At 64.1% G+C, this 20,365-nt stretch carries 17 protein-coding genes and 1 riboswitch; of the genes, 7 read left to right on the forward strand and 10 right to left on the reverse strand.

Translation table 11 applies throughout. The annotated features are described in order from the left end of the window. Positions 1–153: 153 nt before the first annotated feature. Positions 154–1,932, reverse strand: a complete 1,779-nt coding sequence (locus AC07Y0_RS14390; RefSeq protein WP_498678363.1) for an acyl-CoA dehydrogenase family protein — start codon at positions 1,930–1,932, stop codon at positions 154–156. A gap of 272 nt (positions 1,933–2,204) precedes the next feature. On the opposite strand from AC07Y0_RS14390, the gene AC07Y0_RS14395 reads away from it, so the two are divergent. The 3 genes from AC07Y0_RS14395 (at position 2,205) to AC07Y0_RS14405 (ending at position 6,431) form a co-directional block, all read left to right on the forward strand. Next, positions 2,205–3,329 carry a cache domain-containing protein gene (locus AC07Y0_RS14395; protein ID WP_498678365.1) on the forward strand — a complete coding sequence of 375 codons (1,125 nt, stop codon included), beginning with the start codon at positions 2,205–2,207 and terminating at the stop codon, positions 3,327–3,329. Then, on the forward strand, positions 3,326–4,396 hold the full coding sequence (locus AC07Y0_RS14400) for a ligand-gated ion channel (protein ID WP_498678367.1): 1,071 nt from the start codon (positions 3,326–3,328) through the stop codon (positions 4,394–4,396). The genes AC07Y0_RS14395 and AC07Y0_RS14400 overlap by 4 nt, the downstream gene beginning before the upstream one ends. A gap of 112 nt (positions 4,397–4,508) precedes the next feature. Then, positions 4,509–6,431, forward strand: coding sequence for a PhoX family protein (locus AC07Y0_RS14405; protein WP_498678369.1), 1,923 nt, complete (start codon positions 4,509–4,511; stop codon positions 6,429–6,431). A gap of 100 nt (positions 6,432–6,531) precedes the next feature. On the opposite strand, the gene AC07Y0_RS14410 is transcribed toward AC07Y0_RS14405, so the two are convergent. The 4 genes from AC07Y0_RS14410 to AC07Y0_RS14425 all read right to left on the reverse strand — a co-directional run bounded on the left by AC07Y0_RS14410 (position 6,532) and on the right by AC07Y0_RS14425 (position 9,957). Further along, positions 6,532–6,948 carry a BA14K family protein gene (locus AC07Y0_RS14410; RefSeq protein ID WP_498678371.1) on the reverse strand — a complete coding sequence of 139 codons (417 nt, stop codon included), beginning with the start codon at positions 6,946–6,948 and terminating at the stop codon, positions 6,532–6,534. Positions 6,949–7,228: 280 nt separating this feature from the next. Continuing rightward, complete coding sequence (locus tag AC07Y0_RS14415; protein WP_498678373.1) at positions 7,229–7,519, reverse strand: hypothetical protein; 291 nt, start codon at positions 7,517–7,519, stop codon at positions 7,229–7,231. 106 nt (positions 7,520–7,625) lie between these two features. Continuing rightward, entirely contained in the window at positions 7,626–8,711 is a 1,086-nt protein-coding gene (locus tag AC07Y0_RS14420) for an FAD-binding oxidoreductase (protein WP_498678375.1), read from the reverse strand. Between the two features lies 1 nt (position 8,712). Further along, entirely contained in the window at positions 8,713–9,957 is a 1,245-nt protein-coding gene (locus AC07Y0_RS14425) for an aromatic ring-hydroxylating oxygenase subunit alpha (RefSeq protein ID WP_498678377.1), read from the reverse strand. Positions 9,958–10,065: 108 nt separating this feature from the next. After that, positions 10,066–10,271: riboswitch (cobalamin riboswitch) on the reverse strand. Positions 10,272–10,575: 304 nt separating this feature from the next. Here AC07Y0_RS14425 and AC07Y0_RS14430 point away from each other — a divergent pair. Further along, positions 10,576–11,181, forward strand: a complete 606-nt coding sequence (locus AC07Y0_RS14430; RefSeq protein ID WP_498678379.1) for a DUF6656 family protein — start codon at positions 10,576–10,578, stop codon at positions 11,179–11,181. A gap of 51 nt (positions 11,182–11,232) precedes the next feature. Here the strand turns inward: AC07Y0_RS14430 and AC07Y0_RS14435 are convergent, their stop codons facing one another. Further along, on the reverse strand, positions 11,233–12,300 hold the full coding sequence (locus AC07Y0_RS14435; protein WP_498678381.1) for a GGDEF domain-containing protein: 1,068 nt from the start codon (positions 12,298–12,300) through the stop codon (positions 11,233–11,235). Between the two features lie 235 nt (positions 12,301–12,535). Here AC07Y0_RS14435 and AC07Y0_RS14440 point away from each other — a divergent pair, with 235 nt between their 5' ends. From AC07Y0_RS14440 to AC07Y0_RS14450, 3 genes are read left to right on the forward strand one after another with little or no spacing between them, the layout of a single operon-like run. Then, entirely contained in the window at positions 12,536–13,516 is a 981-nt protein-coding gene (locus AC07Y0_RS14440) for an L-threonylcarbamoyladenylate synthase (RefSeq protein ID WP_498678384.1), read from the forward strand. Positions 13,517–13,523: 7 nt separating this feature from the next. Next, positions 13,524–14,960: an FAD-binding oxidoreductase gene (locus tag AC07Y0_RS14445; protein ID WP_498678386.1), complete on the forward strand. Its 1,437-nt coding sequence runs from the start codon at positions 13,524–13,526 to the stop codon at positions 14,958–14,960. Further along, a complete protein-coding gene (locus AC07Y0_RS14450) occupies positions 14,957–15,352 on the forward strand; it encodes a winged helix-turn-helix domain-containing protein (RefSeq protein WP_498678388.1) in 396 nt (131 codons plus the stop codon). The genes AC07Y0_RS14445 and AC07Y0_RS14450 overlap by 4 nt, the downstream gene beginning before the upstream one ends. Positions 15,353–15,378: 26 nt before the next feature. Here AC07Y0_RS14450 and modC read toward each other — a convergent pair whose 3' ends face one another. The 4 genes from modC to AC07Y0_RS14470 form a co-directional block, all read right to left on the reverse strand. Continuing rightward, positions 15,379–16,464, reverse strand: coding sequence for a molybdenum ABC transporter ATP-binding protein (gene modC, locus AC07Y0_RS14455; protein WP_498678390.1), 1,086 nt, complete (start codon positions 16,462–16,464; stop codon positions 15,379–15,381). Then, positions 16,461–17,153: a molybdate ABC transporter permease subunit gene (gene modB, locus AC07Y0_RS14460; RefSeq protein WP_498678392.1), complete on the reverse strand. Its 693-nt coding sequence runs from the start codon at positions 17,151–17,153 to the stop codon at positions 16,461–16,463. Before modB ends, modC begins: the two co-directional genes overlap by 4 nt. A gap of 12 nt (positions 17,154–17,165) precedes the next feature. Then, entirely contained in the window at positions 17,166–17,969 is an 804-nt protein-coding gene (gene modA, locus AC07Y0_RS14465; RefSeq protein WP_498678394.1) for a molybdate ABC transporter substrate-binding protein, read from the reverse strand. Positions 17,970–18,059: 90 nt separating this feature from the next. Continuing rightward, positions 18,060–20,261, reverse strand: coding sequence for a DUF1217 domain-containing protein (locus AC07Y0_RS14470; RefSeq protein WP_498678397.1), 2,202 nt, complete (start codon positions 20,259–20,261; stop codon positions 18,060–18,062). Positions 20,262–20,365 lie beyond the last annotated feature (104 nt).

A 20,365-nucleotide genomic window follows, 5' to 3' on the forward strand; every position in this document is an offset into this window, starting at 1 on the left:
GGGTGTCTTTCCTTGTCTCTTCTCCCCAGCGGGGAGAAGTGCCGAGCGAATGCGAGGCGATGAGGGGGGCTCTTGCGAGGCTTCGCCTCCCCCTCATCCGGCCTTCGGCCACCTTCTCCCCGACGGGGAGAAGAGGACGCGTGGCCAGAGTGTTTAGGCAAAAAGCGCACGCGCCGCCGTCAGGCTCGCCTCGCCGTTGACGACGCGGTCCTTGAGGGCCGCGGTCTCGGCGATCAGGTTCTCGGCGGCGAAGCGGCACAGAGCGATGCGGTTGTCGCGGCCGTGGTCCTCGTCGGCGAGCGCGCCCTTGGCGAGATAGGTTCCGGTCAGCGCGAGGCCAAACAGCCGCTGGTAAGGGGTGGCGCCGGCGAGGGCCGCGGCCACATTGCCTTCAGCCAGGCGGGCGAGCAGCCATTCCGTGGCGTCCTCGAGATCGGCGAGGCTCGCATCGAGGCGGTCGGCGGTGGTGCCGAAGCCTTCGAGGTTGGAGGCGCGCACGGCCTGGGCGATCTCCTTCAGCTCGGCGATGAAGCCGCGCACCTGGGCGCCGTCCGACAGGGGAAGCTTGCGGGTGACGAGGTCGGCGGCCTGGATGCCGTTGGTGCCTTCATAGATCGGGGCGATGCGGGCGTCGCGCAGGTAGCGGGCCGCACCCGTCTCCTCGATGAAGCCCATGCCGCCATGCACCTGGATGCCCATCGACGCGACGTCGACGCCGGCATCGGTGGCAAAGGACTTGGCGATCGGGGTCAGAAGCGCGCCGCGCTCGGCCCAGTTCTTTGCGTCCGCGCCGTCCGTGTGGTGCGACATGTCGATGGCATGGGCGCAGGAATAGCAGATGGCGCGCGAGCCTTGGGTCAGCGCCTTCATGGTGATCAGCGTGCGGGCAACGTCCGGATGCTCGATGATCGGGCTCATGCCGGATCCGGTCCAGCCGGGCGCCTTGCCCTGGGTGCGTTCCCTGGCATATTCGACCGCCTTCTGGGTGGCGGCTTCGCAGATCGCCACGCCCTGCATGCCGACCGCAAGCCGGGCATTGTTCATCATCGTGAACATGCAGGCGAGGCCCTTGTTCTCCTCGCCGATCAGGTAGCCGATGGCGCCCGGCTCGCCGCCGAACTTGCCGTCGCCATAGATCATCGTGCAGGTCGGCGAGCCGTGGATGCCGAGCTTGTGCTCGAGCGAATGGCAATGCAGGTCGTTGCGGGCCCCGATCGAGCCGTCGTCGTTCACCAGGAACTTGGGCACGAGGAAGAGCGAGATGCCGCGCGTGCCGGCCGGCGCGTCGGGCAGACGGGCGAGAACCAGGTGGACGATGTTCTCGGTGATCTCGTGCTCGCCCCAGGTGATGAAGATCTTCTGGCCGAAAATGCGGTAGCTGCCGTCGTCGCGGCGCTCGGCGCGCGACTTCATCACGCCGAGGTCGGAGCCGGCATGCGGCTCGGTCAGGTTCATCGAGGCGGTCCACTCGCCGGACACCATCTTGTGCAGGAATTTTTCCTTGAGCGCGGCGCTGCCGTGCGTGGCCAGGGCTTCCGAGGCGCCCATGGTGAGCGTCGGGCCGAGCGCGAAGGCCATGGAGCCGGAATTCCACATTTCCAGCGCCGCGACGTTGAGCATGTGCGGCAGGGCCTGCCCGCCGAATTCTTCCGGCGCGACCAGCGCGTTCCAGCCGCCTTCGGCCCAGTGGCGATAGAGGTCTGCCCAGCCGTCAGGCACGAGAACCTTGCCGTCGACCATGCGGGCGCCCTGCTTGTCGCCGATCTCGGCGAGCGGTGCCACTTCATCGGAGGCGAAACGGCCGGCTTCCGCCAGGATGGCATCGACGAGATCGTCGCTCAGATCGCCAAGCCGGCCCTGTTCGAGCGCTTCGGCCATTCCGGCGACATGCTTGAGGGTGAACGCGATTTCGTCTACCGGCGCCTTGTACATGGGCATGCTCCTCCTGCTTGCGACTGGCGGTTACCGCGCGTCCGGCCTTGCGGCGGCGGCGGAAACGTGTCGATTTGGCTAATTGATTTTTACGTAAACGTCAAACCGTTTTGCGCTCCCCAAGCGTTCGGGCCGCTGGCGCAAGGCTATCGCATCGCGTCGGTTCGCAACAGGGCCGGCGAACCGGGATACGCCCAAAGTTGGACGTTACCTGACCGTCGCAACTGGCCTACGAACGGCGTCAGCGAAGCTGAAGCAAAAAACGGAAATCCATGACACTCGACAGATCGCTCGCCCTTGTCATTGCTGTGCTGTTCGGTCTCATCCTGTCTGCGGGCGCCCTGGTGGTGGTCGGCGGCGGCAACCGGCAATTGTCCACCAGCAAGATGAACGAGATGCAGGCCACCGCGCTGCTCCTCACCTCGTCCATGGCGCAGGCCGCCAGCCTGTCGGCCACCCATGCCGACCGCATGGCCAAGGACCCGCTGGTGATTTCTCTGATGAAGGCCGGGGACCGGGAGGGCCTGACCCGACTGCTGCAGCCAGCCTACGCGGCGCTTGCCAGCGAAGCCGGCGTCAATATGCTGCATTTCCATACCGCCGACATCAAGAGCTTCCTGCGCGTCCAGGATCCGAAGAATTTCGGCCAGGACCTCTCCTCGATCCGCCCGATGATCCTCGCCGCCAATCGCAGCCGCGTGCTGCAGAAGGGCCTGGAAGTGGGGCTGGCGGGCCTCAGCCTGCGCGCCGTCGCGCCGATCGTCGAGGGCGACACCCTGATCGGCACGGTGGAAGTCGGGGTCGAGCTGAAATCCCTGATCGAACTGGCGAAATCAGCATCCGGCGCCGATTTCGCGCTGTTTCTGAGCCCGGCGATGACCGGGCTTTCGCCCCAGGGTGCCACCCCGCCGAAGGACCTCGCCGGCCTTGCGATCGAGGCCGCGACCGACACCGCCTTGTTCCAGACGCTCTACGACCGGCGCGAGATCGGCCTGTCGCGAGAGCCGGTGCAGGGCATGGCGGAGGTCGAGGGCAAGCGTTTCGGCACGTTTGCCCAGCCGCTGCTCGACTATTCCGGCCGGATGATCGGCACCATCCTGATCGCGCGCGACTTCACCGACCTCGACAGCGGCTTTCGGCGCGCCGTCGCCACCGCCGCCATCGTCACGATCGTCGGCATGATCGCCGCCTTCTCCGTCGTGACGATCGCCATTCGCGCCATGGTCATCCGGCCGCTTGCCGATCTTGCGGGCTATGCCGAGGCCCAGGCTGCGGGCACAAGCGTCGATGTGTCTCCTGGAGAGGACGGGCTGGCCGACTACAGGCGCCTGCGCCGCGCCATCGGCACGCTGTCGGATCGAGCATCCACCGAAACACCCGACGGAGGTGCCGCGTGACGGCGCGGTTCGTCCGAGCGCTCGGCCTGCTTCTCCTGTCCGGATGGCTGGCGATCGCGGGATCCGCTTGCGCCGAGGAGACCGCGCGGCCGCTGCCGTCCGGCATCCATCTTCCCCTGCCCGTGCATTTCTCCATGCGGGTGCTCAGCCTCTCGAGGCTCAGCGAGACCGCGGGAGAAGCCTCGATGATGGTGGAGATCACCGAACGCTGGACGGATCCCGGCCAGGCCTTCGACCCGAAGGTGACGGGCTTCGGCCGCTTCGACCATGTGGGAGCCGATGCCGAGGCCAAGCTCGCGGCGATGTGGACGCCGGGTACCGAGATCGAGAACCAGATCAGCGAACCGCGCTCAAGCTCGGTGTCGCTGTCGCTGCGCGCCGACGGCACCGTGACGCGCATTCGCCGGCTCGACGCCGATTTTCGCGTCGACGTCGACATGACGACCTTCCCCTTCGACCGGCAGAAGCTGACGCTGTCCTTCGTGACGCCGCGTCATTCTGCCGACGAGGTGATCTTCGTGATGAACGACATCGACCGGGAACTGTCGTCGGTCGCCAGGGAGTTGTCTGCCACCAACTGGACGGCGCGGTCGCTGCAGTTCGTCATGGAACGCTTCCATGGCTGGAACGCCAAGCCCTTCGTGCGCATCAAGGCCGCAACCGTGATCGAACGGCAATGGCCCTATTATCTGCTGCCGATCTTCATTCCGTTCGTCGCCGTGCTCTCGGTGTCGCTGTTCATCCTGTGGGCGCCGGAAAAGCTTCTCGGCGACAAGGCGCCGATGACCTATTCGGCGCTCTTGGCGCTCGCCGCCCTGAGCTTCACCTATGAATCGAGCTTTCCGGGTTCGATCTCGATGAATTCGCCCGTCGCCTTCATGGTTTCCCTCGGCTATTTCTATCTCGTCTTCGTGCTGCTGTTGAACATCATCCTGGTGTACTCGAACTTCCCGGGAAAGCATCGCTACCCGCATCTCGAAACTGCCATCCGCGACAATATCCGCTACAGCGTGCCGACCAGCTTCGTACTGATCTGCATCTGCTCGGTGGCCCGCTCGCTCCTTTGAGCGGAGCCTTGATTAGCCCCTGCGCAAACGTTCCCTCTGTCATAGGACTGTAACGCAGGCCCGCTAACCGCAAGTTGGAAAGTCCACCCCTGACCAACCGCGGAGCACATCCATGACCGATCTGAACAAGAGCAAACTGTCCTGGGACGAATGGGACGAACTGCAGAACCCGCCGCCGGCGGAAACCGATTTCGACCGCATCGTCGAGACCGCCCTTTCGCGACGCGGCTTTCTCGGTGGCGTGCTGGCGCTCGGTTCGGCTGCAGCCGCCATGGGCACGCTCGGCACCGCCGCCAACCTGATGTCCTCGACCTCCGCACAGGCGCAGGAAGCCGCCTCGCGCTTCGCCTTCAAGCCGATCGCCATCCAGACCGATGCCACGGTGCATGTTCCGGAAGGCTACAGCTGGAAGCCGCTTGCCAAATGGGGCCAGCCGCTGTTCTCGAACGTTCCGGACGTCGATCCCGCCAAAGGCGTTTCCGTCGAGCATTCCGACAAGGTCTTCGGCGAAAACACCGACGGCATGGAGCTGTTCGTGGCCGGCGACCACCAGATCATCGCCATCAACCATGAATACGTAAATCCGGAAATCAACCTGCCGCACACCGAAAAGGGCGTGCCGGCCAGCGCCGACGACGTGAAGATCCTGCAGAACATGCAGGGCGTCACCGTCATGGAAGTGGCCGAAGGGGAGAATGGCTGGGAGATCGTTCTCGACAGCCCGTTCAACCGCCGCATCCATCACAACACGCCGATGAAGCTCTCGGGCCCGGCCGCCGGCTCGGATCTCATCAAGACTGCCGCCGATCCGAACGGCACCGACTGTCTCGGGACCTTCAACAATTGCGGCGCCGGCCGCACGCCGTGGGGCACCTATCTGACCTGCGAAGAAAACTTCAACGGCTATTTCGGCACGACCGACGCCGCCTTTAAGCTGCCGGACGACTACAAGCGCTACGGCATCGTCGCCGAGACCCGCTACGCCTACGAGAAGTTCGATGAACGGTTCGACGTGGCGAAGAACCCGAACGAACCGCGCCGCGCCGGCTATATCGTCGAGATCGACCCGTCGGATGCGTCCTCGACCCCGGTCAAGCGCACCGCTCTCGGCCGTATCAAGCATGAAAACGCCGCCGTCGTCATCGCACGCGACGGCCGCGTGGTCGTCTATATGGGCGACGACGAGCGTGGCGAATTCCTCTATAAGTACGTCTCCAACGGCATCTACGTGCCGGGCGGCGACACCTCGAAGCTGCTCGACGAAGGCACGCTCTTCGTCGCCAAGTTCTCCGACGACGGCACCGGCGAATGGGTCGCGCTGACGCCGGAATCGACCGGCATGAAGATGGACGAGATCTGCGTCTTCACCCGCCAGGCCGCCTCCAAGGTCGGCGCCACGACCATGGACCGCCCGGAATGGGTCGCCATCAACCCGGTCGCCATCGAAGCCTATTGCGCACTGACGAACAACAGCAATCGCGGCGTTCTGAAGGACGGCAAGATGCGCACCAATGCCGGCGGCGACGTGATGGAAGTGAGCGCCGTCAACCCGCGCGAAAAGAACGAGTACGGCCAGATCGTGCGCTGGTATCCGGAAAACGACGACCATGCCGACGGCAAGTTCAAGTGGGACCTGTTCGTCATGGCCGGCAATCCGGACGTGCACAAGGGCGACGCCTATGCCGGCTCGTCCAACATCAACTCCGGCAACATGTTCAACTCGCCGGACGGCATGATGTTCGACTCGACCGGCCTCCTGTGGATCCAGACGGACGGCGAAGACAGCAATGAGGGCGAGTTCCTCGGCCAGGGCAACAACCAGATGCTCGCAGGCGATCCGGTCACCGGCCGCATCGAACGCTTCCTCACCGCCCCGAAGGGCGCGGAAGTCACCGGCCAGACCTGGTCGGCCGACAAGCGTACGCATTTCGTCGGCATCCAGCACCCCGACGCGCCGTTCCCTGACGGCGAAGGCAAGCTGCCGCGCTCGACGGTCGTTGCCGTCAAGCGCGACGACAACGCCATGATCGGCTGAGGATCAGTCGACCTGGAGGTACGTCCTTTCCGTGCCTTTCCCGAACAAGAAATGCCCGGTCGAGGACCGGGCATTTTTCGCTGTCGGTGGTCTCAGCCGATCAATAGTACGGCGAGTAGCAACGCTGGCGCGGGCCGTGATACGGCTGGAACGTGTTGCTGTAGGCGTCGTAGGACCGGTAGCGGTTTGCGCACCACCGGTAGTGCCTCGGATTGATGCCACCTGCGCGCGGCGGGGGCGATGAGATGATCGCGCCACCAATGATCGCACCGGCCGCGAAGGCAGCCAGCGGGAACCAGTAGCCGTTGTGGTAGCGGTAGCCCGGACGGCGGTGGTCGTGGCCACGGTAGCCACGGTAGTAATAGGGCGGATGACGGCGGTGATCGACATTGGTCACGTCGGACGGCGCGGTCATCACCGTGGTCGGCAGCGGCATCGCCTGCGACGGCACGAAGCTCGTCAGGACGACTGCGGAGGCCAGGGCAAGCGCGGCCCAGCGCTTCATCATGGTTGTCATTTCAGTTCTCCATTCCCTGCGTTTCTGTGCAAGTCTTCTGCCGAAATGCGCTTCGCATCATCCTCGCGACCGCCGGCCGAGTGGTCGCATGATACGCCAAAGCTCAAACCTTCAGTAGATAAATCTGCCTGAACCGGCCATCGACGATGTCGAATTGCGATCCGGCGCAGGCATTCTTCATCGCCGAGCCGACTTCACGGCGAACAACGCGCCAGCGCGCGTAAGGTTCCATTTTTCCACCGTTTGACGATTGTCAGGCGAGCAGCAGAAACGTTCGCCGTCAGTTACCTTGCGGCACGACAAGGCGGCCGTTGCGAATGACTTCGCGCGGGTACCAACAGCCGTTATGAAGGACGTAGCCGGTCTTGCGCGTCTGCGAACAGGGATAGCCCTGGAAGGTGGCGCCGCGCGGCGCCGACTTGCGATAGACGGGCTTGGGCATCGTGGTCTCGCTGACCAGTCGGACGGCCGCCGCCGGTTGATCGGAGACCATGGCGGGCATGGCAGCCTGCGCGTGCTCAGACAGAAGCGTCATCGCCAAAAGGGATGTGAGCGCCCACATGGTATTCATGACATGCTCCCGCCAATTCTCGACCGGTCCACGACCCGTCCCACTACAATCGGCGGTGGGTTTGTCAGCATGATGGCAACACCGCGCGCGCTGCCCTTTGCTTGCGTCAGGCCTCGATCTCGACGTCACCCTTCGGCCGCGAACAGCAGGCGAGAATGTAGCCCTCGTCGATCTCGTCGTCGAGGATGCCGCCATTGTGGTCCATCTCGACCTCGCCGGAGAGTTTCATCACCTTGCAGGTGCCGCACAGGCCGGATTCGCAGGCAGCCCCGATGCGCACGCCGGAGGCACGGGCCGCCTGCAGGATCGTATGGCCAGGTTCGCACGGGCCATCCTTGCCGGACATGGTGAAGACGACCCTGGTCGCCTTGGCCTCGCCGCCGTGATCGGCGACGACCACCGGCGGCTGCGGCTTGGCGGGCTGGAAGGTTTCCTCGTGGTAGTTCGCCATGTCGAACCCGGCGCTGGCGAGCGATTCCCGCACCGTCGCCATGAACGGCTCGGGCCCGCAGCAGAACACCGTGCGATCGAGGAAATCGGGCGCCAGCAGCGCGATCTTCGCCTTGTCGATCCGGCCCTTGAGGCCGGACCACAGCTGGCCGTGCGCCAGTTGTTCGATGATGAAGCCGAGCGTGAACTTCGGCATTTCCCGTGCCTTGGCCTCAAGCTCCCAGCGGAAGATGATGTCGTCGGGCGAGCGGGCGCAATGGAGGAAGGCGATGTCCGAATCCGGCTGGCGGTCGGAGAGATCGCGCGTCATCGACACCATCGGCGTGATGCCCGAACCGGCCGAGACGAACAGATATTTGCTTCCCGGATGGCGGGCATAGGAGAAGTCGCCGAGCGGGCCATTGGCCTTCAACTGCATGCCGGGCTTCAGGTGATCGAACATCCAGCGGGTGCCGATCGAATCCTTCTGCGCCTTGACGGTGACGGCCACCGTATAGGGCCGCGAGGGGCTGGACGAGAGCGTGTAGGTGCGCATCACCGGCTCCGGGCCGACCGGGATCTCCAACGTGACGAACTGGCCCGGCTGATAGCGGAACCAATGGCCCGGACGATCCGGGCGGAAGGTGAAGGTCATCACGTCCGGCGCCTCGGGCGTGACGGCGACGCATTCGAGCCTGTGCTCCCGGTCGGACCAGGGGCGCATCTCATCGACATGGCGGTAGCTGGGGAGAGCGATGTTCATCTCACGCCACCGCCGAGAGACGGGCCTTGTCGCCCTGGAGACGGCTCAGCATGAAATTCGAATACCATTCGACGAACTGCATGACGCCGCCCTCGTGGTCGACGGAATAGGGTCCGGGCTCATAGGCCGGCGAGCGGATGCCGAAGGCGTTTTCCTCGACGATCGAGCGGTCCTGGTCGTTGGTCATGTTCCACACATGGGTGAGTTCATCGAGATTGTAGTCGACGCCTTCGACCGCATCCTTGTGGACCAGCCAGGTGGTGGTGACCGCGGTTTCCTCGGCCGAGATGGGCAGCACGCGGAAGGAGATCGCGTGGTCGACCAGAATGTGGTTCCAGGTGGTCGGATAGTGGAACAGCAGCATGGTGCCGATATGCGAAATGTTGATGTCGTCGGACAGCGGACGGCGCACGGCGCGCTTGCCGGACAGGGTGTAGCTCTCGGCATCCTGGATCAAAGGCATGCGGGCGACGCGGAACTGGCCCGACGGATCCATGGTGAATTCCGACGGCAGGCCGGCGGCCTCGCAGCGTGCCCAGTGCTCGGCGATCACCGGATCGTCCTTGGCGCCCTGCACGCCGGTCGCCGACGGCGCTTCGGGATAGGTGCGGCAGAGTTCCGGATGGTTGCCGGCGCAATGGTAGCACTCGCGGTTGTTTTCCCAGACGAGCTTCCAGTTGCCCTTCTCGATGATGGTGTTGCGGTGGGCAACCTTGGCTTCCGACAGGCGATGCGGCGCCATGAAGGGCTCGATCGTCGCGCGCACCGGGGCGAAATCGGCGGCCTCGTTGGCGAGACAGATGAAAATAGAGCCGGCGACGCTCTCGCAATGGACGGGCTTCAGGCCGAATTCGGACTTGTCGAAGGTCTCGCCCATCTGGCGGGCAAAGACCAGCGAGCCGTCGAGATCATAGGTCCACTGGTGGTAGGGGCAGACCAGCTTGGCCGAGGCGCCGCGATCCTGGGTGCAGACGCGGTGGCCGCGATGGCGGCAGGTGTTGTGGAAGGCGCGGATCACCTGATCCTTGCCACGCACGATCACCACCGGATAGTCGCCGATCTGGGCGGTGAAATAATTGCCGGCGCGCGGGATCTCGCAGTCATGGCCGACGAACAGCCAGTCGCGATACCAGATCGTCTCCATGTCGAGCTTGAAATAGTCCTGGTCGATGTAGAAGGGCTGCTCGAGGCTGAAGCCTTCCCGGCGGTTCTTCAACTGCCGCAATACCGTGCTCTGCAAGTCCATTGTCGTCCTCGTATCCGTTCTGCCGTGACGGAGATCGAGACCATGCAAGGCCACGGCGTCGCATGACGCCGGACAAAGCCGTCTCGGGCCGCCTGCCGCGACCGTCAATCCACTTCCTTCTCAAAGGCTGGTTTCCGGGCTCTGGAGATGATCCTTTCGGACCGCGTTCGGCACCTTCCCAGGGCAGATGCCCCAGTGGTCTTTGGCCGTCACGCATTCTCCACTACCGTTGCGGGGGCAGCGCCGGAATTCGACCGGCTTCCCGATTTCCCACCCTTCCCTAGCCGGGCGGCACCTCGAGTTCGGACCCATCTAACCACAGTCGCAGATTTGTTGATGCACTGCGGAACGACACAGCCCCAGAAATTTGCGACATGGGCGAAATTGACGCCAATCAATCGTTCTGCGAGAAATAACGAGCACTTTCAATAGTATAATATTCGCCTCCGACCAACTCCACGGCCCCGGTGGCGCAAAGAGACAAGCAGGCACCCCTGCGCCGATTGCGACATCGCCCACGCAAGCCTCGCGAAACCGAAGCTCGTCAGGATGCGGCAAATTGTCATTAATCTCGGTGCCGTATCATCGGCGCATCGGCCTTAGGATCAGAGCCACGATATGCAGAAGCTGAGATATTTCGCCGCCCCCAAATCCGGGGCCAAGCCCGGCCTGCCGGCCAGGGCCGTGCACACCGAATTCCTGCGCACCGGCCGCATTTCGCGCCACCGCGAGGACTGGCTGCAGGAAGAGAAGCGCTACCTCACCTATGAGGAAGTGGCGGACCGCACCGGGCGCAAACTGGAAGCAGCCGGTGAGACCACCCACAAGCATATCAACGGCTTTCACCGCTCGATCCAGTTTCCAAAGCTGATCTTCCACAAGACGCTCGAGAACAGCCCGCATCTGGGCTATTGCCACGTCACCGCGGCGAAGACCAATTTCGCCAAATATGCCGACGTCAAATGGGCGTTCTACATCGCTAACTTCTTTGCCGAGGTGGGCGGCGCGGATCAGTTCTTCAAGCACATCCGGCCGAACTATTCGCGCATGTATTTTGCCGTTGCAATCCATCCCGACAAGGAAACGCGGTCGATGTCGATCGATCGCTCGATCCGCGAGAACGGCCTTCTGTTCCGTACCCACGACCCCAAGGAAGCGCTGAAGAACGTGCTGATGCTGGGCGCCCGCGACGCGGAACTGCGCAAGATCATCGCCAAGCTCTGACTGATCTCGCCCCGGCTCTACAAAGCGCGCCCGGATTCGCCCTGTCCCACCTCAGAAGCCGCCGACCGGCTGCTTCTTGTAAATCAGCCAATCCTTCGGCGCATAGTCGTTGGCGCCGTAGATGGTGACCGTGTTGCCGCCGGCGGCCTTGGAGGCGGCGAGCGCCTTTTCGGTGAAATTGGTGAAGTCGAAAGCGTTGGGCGCCTGTTCCGAGAAGCAGATGCCGAAGGACATCGGCACCTGGCCAAGCGCGCGGCCGTTGCCGAAATTGACCACCGTCGTGCTGAGCTTGGAGCGGACCAAGTCGACGATGCGGCTCACCTCGTCCTGTTCGGACGTGTAGAGCAGAATGCCGAAGCGTCCGCCGTCGAAGCGGCAGGCCAGATCCTCGGTGCCGGCGACCGCTTCCACCACCTTGGCGACCTGCTTGAGGAAACGTTCGGCGACGGCTGGCCCCATAAGTTCGGAAAGCCTGGAGAATTCGTCGATCTCGCCGATCACCATGCTGCACAGCACCGGCATTTCCGGATTGGCATAAACCTTGGCAAGGGCCTTGTTGAAGGCGCGGCGGCTGGCCAGACCGGTCAGCGGGTCGACGAACTTCGTGGCTTCCGCGTCTTCCGCCTCGCGCTGCAGGTCGGCCAGGGCCGCGGTCTTGTCGACCACGGCGCGCACCACACTGCTGTTCTGGCTGGCGCGCTGCTCGGTGGCGACCTTCAGCGCCTTGATCGAATGTCCGAGTTCGACGTGGTCGATGTCCTCGGTCATGATCGCCTTGGAGGCGTGGCCGATGAGGCGGCCATAGTCGGTGAGCGAGACCTTTTCCTGATTGAGCAGGCTGATGAAATTGCTCATCTCGGCCCGCACCTGGCCGTTCTGCCGACCGAGCAGGCCGTCCTCGTGGTGGTGCGGAAGATATTTGCGGCCGAGCGCGTCAAGCGCTTCCTGGGTCTTGTTCTTGCCGAGCGCGATGAATTCGCGGACCAGTTCCGGATTGCTGCCGGCATAGGCCTCGTAGACCAGTTCGTAGTTTCGCGGCAGTCCGTCGATTCCCATCTGGTGCATGGCGGTGGCGACACGGAGTGCGATGCTCGAGGCTGGATTCTTGACTTGCTGCATGGTCCGGTTCCCGATGAGAGAAGGCGAATGGCTCGATGTGGCGGGACTATAGACGCGAGATTTCTTTCTTTCGGTTACGCTGATGGATAAAGTTTTAGAGATCCCCGCATCCGTAGATTCAAGGGGGCTTTTTGAGGCCGGACTAAAACGCCAGAGCCGCCGCCAAATGAGGATTTGATCGACCCCCTGCTGTCGCGCTATGGACGGAATAAGAAGAGCAGGAAGGCTTTCACCCATGGCGCGGATCATCCCGATCGAAGGCGATAGACGCGCGGCCGTCAATGCCGCGATCAACGTTCTGTCGAAGGCGCGTCCGGTGGCGATCCCGACCGAAACGGTCTACGGGCTCGCCGCCGACGCGACCGACCCGGCCGCCATCGCCAGCATCTACGAAACCAAGGGCCGGCCGCGTTTCAATCCGCTGATCTGCCACATGGCCGACCTTGAAATGGCCGAACGCTACGCGATCTTCGACCCGATCTCGCGCCGACTTGCTGAGCACTTCTGGCCTGGTCCGTTGACGCTGGTCCTGCCGCTCAGACCCGACAGCGCCATCCATCCGCTCGCAACCGCCGGCCTCGACACGGTCGGCATCCGCGTGCCGAAGGGCTTTGCCGGCGAGCTGATCCGTGCCTTCGGGCGGCCGCTTGCGGCGCCAAGCGCCAATGCCTCCGGCAAGATCAGCCCGACCACGGCGCATCACGTCGAGGCCGATCTCGGCACCCGCATCGACCTCGTCATCGATGGAGGCCCCTGCCCGGTCGGCGTCGAATCCACCATCGTCAAGGTCGAGGACGATCGCATCCGGCTGTTGCGGCCCGGCGGTGTGCCGGCCGAGGCGATCGAGGGAGCCACGGGACTTCCCGTCGAGCGTCCCAAGGCGGCCGGCACGGCAGCCATCGAAGCGCCGGGCATGCTCGCCTCGCACTACGCGCCGAATACCCATGTGAGGCTCGACGCCACGAGCGTCATCCCGGGCGAGGCGCTGATCCGTTTCGGCAGCCAGCCGGTCGACGGAATGGCGCAGGCTGCAGCAGTCTTCGACCTCAGCGCCTCGGAAAATCTCGCCGAAGCGGCGGCCAACCTCTTCGGTCTGCTCAAGGAGGCGGACCAGACGGGCGCGGCCGGTATCGCGGTCACGCCGATCCCCGACCACGGGCTGGGCGAGGCGATCAACGACCGGCTGAAGCGCGCCGCCGCCCCAAGGAACGCATAGGAGGTTCATGGTGACCGTGACCGACAACCTGCCCGAGACGTTGAAAGCCTTCGTTGCGATCGTCGGCGAGGCGAATGCGCTGACGGCCGCCGCCGACATCGCGCCCTATCTGGTCGAGAGCCGGGGGCTCTATCACGGCACCTCGCCGCTGGTGCTGAAACCCGGTTCGACACTGGAGGTTTCCGCGATCCTGACGCTTGCCAGCAAAACCGGCACGCCGATCGTGCCGGCCGGCGGCCGCACCGGCCATGTCGGGGGCCATGTGCCGCGCGAGAGCGGCTCGGACGTCGTCCTCTCGCTCGAACGGATGAACCGCATCCGCGAGATCGACACGGGTGCAGACGTCATCGTCGCCGATGGCGGCGCGATCCTCGCCGACATCCAGAAGGCGGCAGAGGAGAACGGCCGGCTCTTCCCGCTGTCGCTCGGTTCCGAGGGTTCGTGCCGCATCGGCGGCAATCTGTCGACCAATGCCGGCGGCACCGCCGTGCTCGCCTATGGCAATGCCCGCCAGCTCTGCCTCGGCCTCGAAGTGGTGCTGCCGACCGGCGAGATCTGGGACGGTTTGCGGCGGCTGAAGAAGGACAATTCGGGCTATGACCTGCGCGACCTGTTCATCGGCGCGGAAGGCACGCTCGGCATCATCACCGGCGCAGTGCTGAAGCTCCATCCCCAGCCGCGTGGCCGGCAGGTGGCCTTTGCCGCGATCGGTTCGCCGCAGGACGCGCTCGCGCTCTTCGAGCGGGCTTCGCTGCTGTGCGGCACGGCGCTCACCGGCTTCGAGCTGATGCCGCGCATCGGCATCGACTTCACGACCAGGCACATTCCCGGCGTGCGCGATCCGCTCTCCTCGCCCCATCCGTGGTATGCGCTGATCGACATCTCGACCTCGGATTCGGCCGAGACTGCGGAAAGGATGATCGATGCGCTGCTGCAAGAGGCCTTCGAGGCGGGCATGGTGAAGGATGCGGCGATCGCCTCATCCCTTGCCCAGCAGAAGGCCTTCTGGCACTTGCGGGAAAGCATGTCGGAGGCGCAGAAGCCCGAGGGCGGGTCGATCAAGCACGACGTGTCGGTACCCGTGTCGCGCGTGCCGCGCTTCCTCGCCGAGGCCGATGCGGCGGTCCTGGCGCGCATCCCGGATGCACGGGTCTTCGCCTTCGGCCATCTCGGCGACGGCAATATCCACTACAATATCAGCCAGCCGGTGGGCGCCGACAAGGCGGCGTTCATCGGCCGCTGGCGCGAGGTCAATGCCGTGGTGCATGCTGTCGTGCACGCCCATGGCGGCTCGATTTCCGCCGAACACGGGGTCGGCCAGCTGAAACGCGACGAGCTGATCGCAAGCCGCCCGGCGATCGAAACCGAGCTGATGAACCGCATCAAGCAGGCCTTCGACCCGGCCGGCATCATGAACCCCGGCAAGATGATCGGTACCCGATGAGCGACACGGCGACACGGCTGACGCTGCGCATCGACCTCGCCAACGGCGTGCGGCTGGGGCCTGGCAAGGTCGGCCTTCTGTCGGGCATTGCCGAACACGGTTCGATCCGGGCCGCCGGCGCCGCCATGGGCATGTCCTATCGCCGCGCCTGGCTGCTCGCCGACGAGATCAACCGGATGTTCAAGGAACCGTCCATTTTCACCCGGCACGGCGGAAAGAGCGGCGGCGGTGCCGGATTGACCCCGTTTGGCGAGAACCTGCTTGCCTGCTGCCAACGCATGGAGGCGGAGGCGCGGCGCGCGCTTTCCAAGGACATTCACTGGCTGGAATCGATGATCGATGCCGATTTCATCGCTCAGGGCGCAACGACCAAAGCCGCAGCCGACGATTGAACCTGGCGGCGTCGGAAACGTCTCGCTCAGGCCGTGCGGTAGATGCCCTCGGCGGCGATCGAGACCGTCTTGAACAGCAGGTTGATCGGCATGCCCTGCACCAGCCCGAGATTGGCGGCGGAGCGCCGGGTGATCTCGGCGAGCACGCGGTCGCCGTTGCAGTCGATCGAGACCATGATCACGCTGCCTGCGTCGCCGATCTCTTCCACCCTGCCCTTCAGCCGGTTGAGCGTCGAAATGCCGTCCGGCAGAGACGTCGCGAGAACGACTTCGCTGGTCGGCACGAAGGCCCGGATATGGGCGCCGACCGGAATGTCGGTGGCGCGCAGGAAGAGCGGCCCGGCACGGGACTCGGCAAAGGTCAGGCCTTCGTCGGGGCTGTGACCGGTCACCACGGCGTGCAGGAAACTGCCGGTCTTCATGGCGCCTGCGGCAGTCGGCACCACGTTGAGCACCTCGTCGGGCCGGCCGATGGCGACCGTCCTGCCGGCGGCCATGACCACCACGCGCGTCGCCAGCCGCGTCACTTCCTCGATGGAATGGCTGACATAGAGGATCGGGATGCCGGCCTCGTCGCGCATGCGCTCGATATCCGGCAGGATCGCCGCCTTGAGGTCGTTGTCGAGGGCGGACAGCGGCTCGTCCATGAGCAGCAGGCGCGGCTTGGCCATCAGGGCGCGGCCGAGAGCAACGCGCTGCTTTTCGCCGCCGGAGAGAAGCGCCGGCCGGCGGTCGAGCAAGGGGCCGATGCGCAGCAGTTCGACGACCCTGTCCAGTGTCTCACCGGGCTCACCGCGCGGGGCAAAGCGGGCGCCGTAGCGCAGATTGCCGCGTACCGTCATGTGCGGGAAGAGCCGCGCCTCCTGGAAGACGTAGCCGATGCGGCGGCGGTGCGGAGGCACGAAACGCCGGCTCGAGCCATCCACCCAGGTCTCGCCGTCGAAGGCGATGCTGCCGCTGTCGGGGCGAACGAGCCCCGCCACCAGATTGACCAGCGTGGTCTTGCCCGAGCCGGAGGGACCGAACAGCGCGGTGAGACCGCCGCCGATGGTGAGGTCGACCGTCAAGTCGAAGGCGCCCTGCCTGTGCACGACATTGATCGTCAGCGTCATGCCGCACCCATCCTTGCCGCCATGCGGCGCGACAGCACCTCCGAGGCGATAACCGCGGCAAGCGAGATGACGATCGAGATCAGCGTCAGCCGCATGGCCGCGAGATCGCCGCCCGGCACCTGGGTGTAGGTATAGATGGCGGAAGCGAGCGTCTGGGTCTCGCCCGGAATATTGGAGACGAAGGTGATCGTCGCGCCGAACTCGCCCATGGCCTTGGCGAAGGCCAGAACCGAACCGGCGGCGATGCCCGGCAGGATGAGCGGCAGGGTGACGGTGGCAAAGACCCAGGGCGGATTGGCGCCGAGCGTGGAGGCCGCCGTCTCCAGCCGGCGATCGACCGCATCGAGCGACAGGCGGATCGAGCGCACCAGCAGGGGAAAGCCCATGACGGCGGCGGCGAGCGCAGCACCGGTCCAGCGGAAGGAAAAGACCAGGCCGAACCATTGATCGAGGAAGGCGCCGACGGCGCCGCGGCGGCCGAAGGTCAGCAGCAGGAGATAACCGGTCACCACCGGCGGCATGATCAGGGGCAGATGCACGATGCCGTTGAGAAGCGTCTTGCCCCAGAAATCGCGCCGGGACAAAGCCCAAGCGACGGCAATGCCGAAAGGCAGCGAGAAGGCCACGGCGGTTGCCGCGACCTTCAGGCTGAGCAGCATGGCCGTCAGTTCTTCCGCGGTCAACGCCACGCCGGATCGATCCTAGTTGGTCTTGGCCAGCACGGTGAAGCCGGCGGCGGTGAAGATGGCGTGCGCCTTTGCTCCCTGCAGATAAGCGAGGAAGGCGGCAGCGTCATCGGCATTCTTCGCCTCCTTCAGCACGGCAGCAGGATAGACGATGGCAGGATGGCTCGATTCGGGGAAGCGGTCCACGACCTTGACGCCGGCATCCGCCTTGGCGTCGGTCTCGTAGACGATGCCGAGCGGCGCCTCGCCCCGCGAGACGAGCAGCAGCGCGGCGCGCACGTTCTCCGCCTGGGCCACATGTTCCTTGACGCTGTCCCAGACGCCGAGCTTTTGCAGCGCCGCCTTGCCATAGGTACCGGCCGGCACGGAATCGGTGTTGGCCATGGCGAGATGGCCGCCGGCGAGCAGATCCGCGAGCGGGAAACCGTCGGCGATCGTCGCCGTGGTCGCCGCATCCTTCGGCGCGACGAGCACAATGCGGTTGCCGAGCAGATTGACGCGGCTCTCGGCGCGGAGCAGCTCGGCCTTTTCCAGGTGGTCCATCCATTTCAGGTCGGCGGAGATGAAGAGGTCGGCCGGGGCACCCTCCTCGATTTGCTTGGCCAGCGCCGAGCTGCCGGCGAACGACAGTGTCGTCTCCTTGCCCGTTTCGGCCTTCCAGGCCGTGGAGATCTCGCCGAGAACGTCCTTCAGGCTGGCGGCGGCAAAGACTGTTACTCGGTCTTCGGCGAAGACAGATGTTACGGGCTGGGCGAGAAAGGCCGCGGCCACGATGGCGACCTTTGCCAGACCCCGAAGCGAGTGGAATGAAGCAAGCATGAAAACCTCCCAGGGAATCGATATATCTCAATGGATATATCGATAGCCGAAAGGAAGGCCCCCGACAAGGGACGCTCCTTGCGCCCCGCTTCAGCTCTTGAGGGTGGCGATCGACAGGAGGAGATCGGCGCTGATGCCGCCGGTGCTGCCCGTCAGGATGGAAAGCGCGGAGGAGGAATAGTCGGCATTTTCCGTGTCGTACATGGCAGTGAAGCGCTGCAGGAATTTCTTGACCTTTTCCGGATCCTGCATGTCGGCGAGATTGAGGTTCTTGTCGACCAGCGCTGCCTGCATGTCGATGTCCATATTGGAGAAATCCTCGGTGAAGCCGAAGGCGACACGGAAGGTCTCCAGAAGGGCATCGTCGCCGAGCAGGTCGTAGGCGTCGGTCAGCGTCGGGGCGACCCGCTCGAAATAGAGCGCCAGACGCACGCCGGCATTGCTGTTGCCCTGATCCTCCTCGAGGACCTGATGAAGGTAGAGATTCTGCGTTTCGAGCACAGCACCACGCTGCTGGACCGTGCCCACCGCATCGCGCGTCAGGAGACCATCACTGTCGAAATTGAAGGATGAGAGCAGTTCGGCCCAGGATTCGTCCTCCTGCTGATTGACGAAGCTCTTCTCGTCCGAGAGGTCGGACTGGAAGATCTGCTTGAGGAAGTCGTCCGTCACCTCCTCCGGATCGAACCCCTTGGCGATCAGCACCACGTCGACCAGGCGGCGATCCGCCAGGAGTTCCGACGCGCTGGTAATGCCGAGGATCGTCTCCTGGTAGTATTCGGCCTCCGCCTCGGCATCCGCCTGCGCCGTTTCGAGCTCAGTATCCTCCAGATAACGCACCTGGTTGATGATATAGGCCTTGGCCATCGTCGTGATGGTGATCTCGTTCTGTGCCAGCAAGGGCGCTTCCGACTCGCCATCGGAATCGAAGTTGAAGGCGCTGGCCAGATTGATCAGGCGCTCGTCGCGCGTCTTGTTCGCATAGCTCTTCGGATCGGTGAGATCGCTGGTCAGCGCCTTTTTCAGCTGCGCATCGGTATATTCGCCCTCCTCGATGCCGAAGGCCTTGAACAGGATGGCGCGGATCGAGCTGTCGTCCAACAGGTCGTCGACCGAGGTGATGTCGGCCATGGCGTCGGAATAGTAGTCGAGGAGCGTCTGCAGGTCCTCCGTGTCGGCATCGTCGTAGTGGTTCTCGTAGGCCGACTGCGTGGTTGCCAGCTGGTCCTCGTCCTGGGCCGACATGCCGTCCTTGACGTTGCCGTCCTCGCCGAAATTGAACATGGCGGCGACGCTGGTCCAGGCCGAACCGCCATTGACGGCGGCATAGTTGTTCTCGTCTTCAAGATCGCTGGTGACGATGTTGTAGAACTCCGACTTCAGGAGGTCGGAATCGAGCTGGAAGGCCGCCTTGACATATTCGAACAGACGCTCGTCGTCGGTGATTTCGTCGACCGTCGTGATCGTCGCGATCTTCGATTCGTAATAGGCCTGCTCGCGTTCCAGCGTGTATTCCGAGGCATAGGTAGAATTGGCCGCAACGTAGGCCGAGATGGTCGCTTCCTTCTGCGCATCCGTCTGGGCGCTGTCGCCCGACAGCGAGCCGTCGGTGTTGAAGCTGAAGGCCTGGGCGAGTGCCAGGAAGGCGGCCGAATTGTAGTCGTTGTCGGACGCCTCGTCGGTGGCGACCAGCTGGTTGACATAGCTGTTCTCGTCGTCGAGATCGCTGGTCAGCACCTTGATGAAATGCTCGTCGGTATAATAGGTGCGGTCGATGCCGTAGGCGTCGAGGATGTAGCCGAACAGCTTGTTGGTGCCGACCAGCTCCTCGGCCGAGGAGATGTTGTCGATCACCGATTCGTAATAATCGGTCGCCTCCTCGATGTCCGCTGTCTCCTCCAGCTGGGCCAGCGCATAGAGATCGAAGACCGCCGTCTCCTGCGCGTCCGACTGGGCGTCCTTGGTGGCGGCGGTGAACTGGAAGGCGGTGGCGAAGTTGCGGTAGCGGTCGTCGGTCAGCTTGTTGGCGTAGCTGTCCTCGTCGGTCAGGTCGCTTTCCAGCACCTTCTTCATGAAGGCGGTGGCATAGGTCATGTCTTCCAGGCCGTAGGCCTTCATCGCATAGGAATAGAGCCGGTAGTCGTCGAGGAACTCTTCGACCGAGGTCACCTTGCCGATGTTCTCTTCGTAGTAGGCCGCCTCCCGCGCCACCTGCGCGTCGGATGCCGTGCGGTCGAGGCTGGCCTTCATGTCACGGGCGACGAGGTCGTAGCTGAGGTAGGTCGAGACCATGCGGGGTCCTTCCGAAAAATGAAATGAAATATGACAATCAATATGCGACCCGAAACCTGCTTCGGGCTTATCAGTATCCGGCAGAGGTCAGGGAGGCCCCAATG

The organism is Allorhizobium sp. GW101-3B10 (assembly GCF_059424725.1).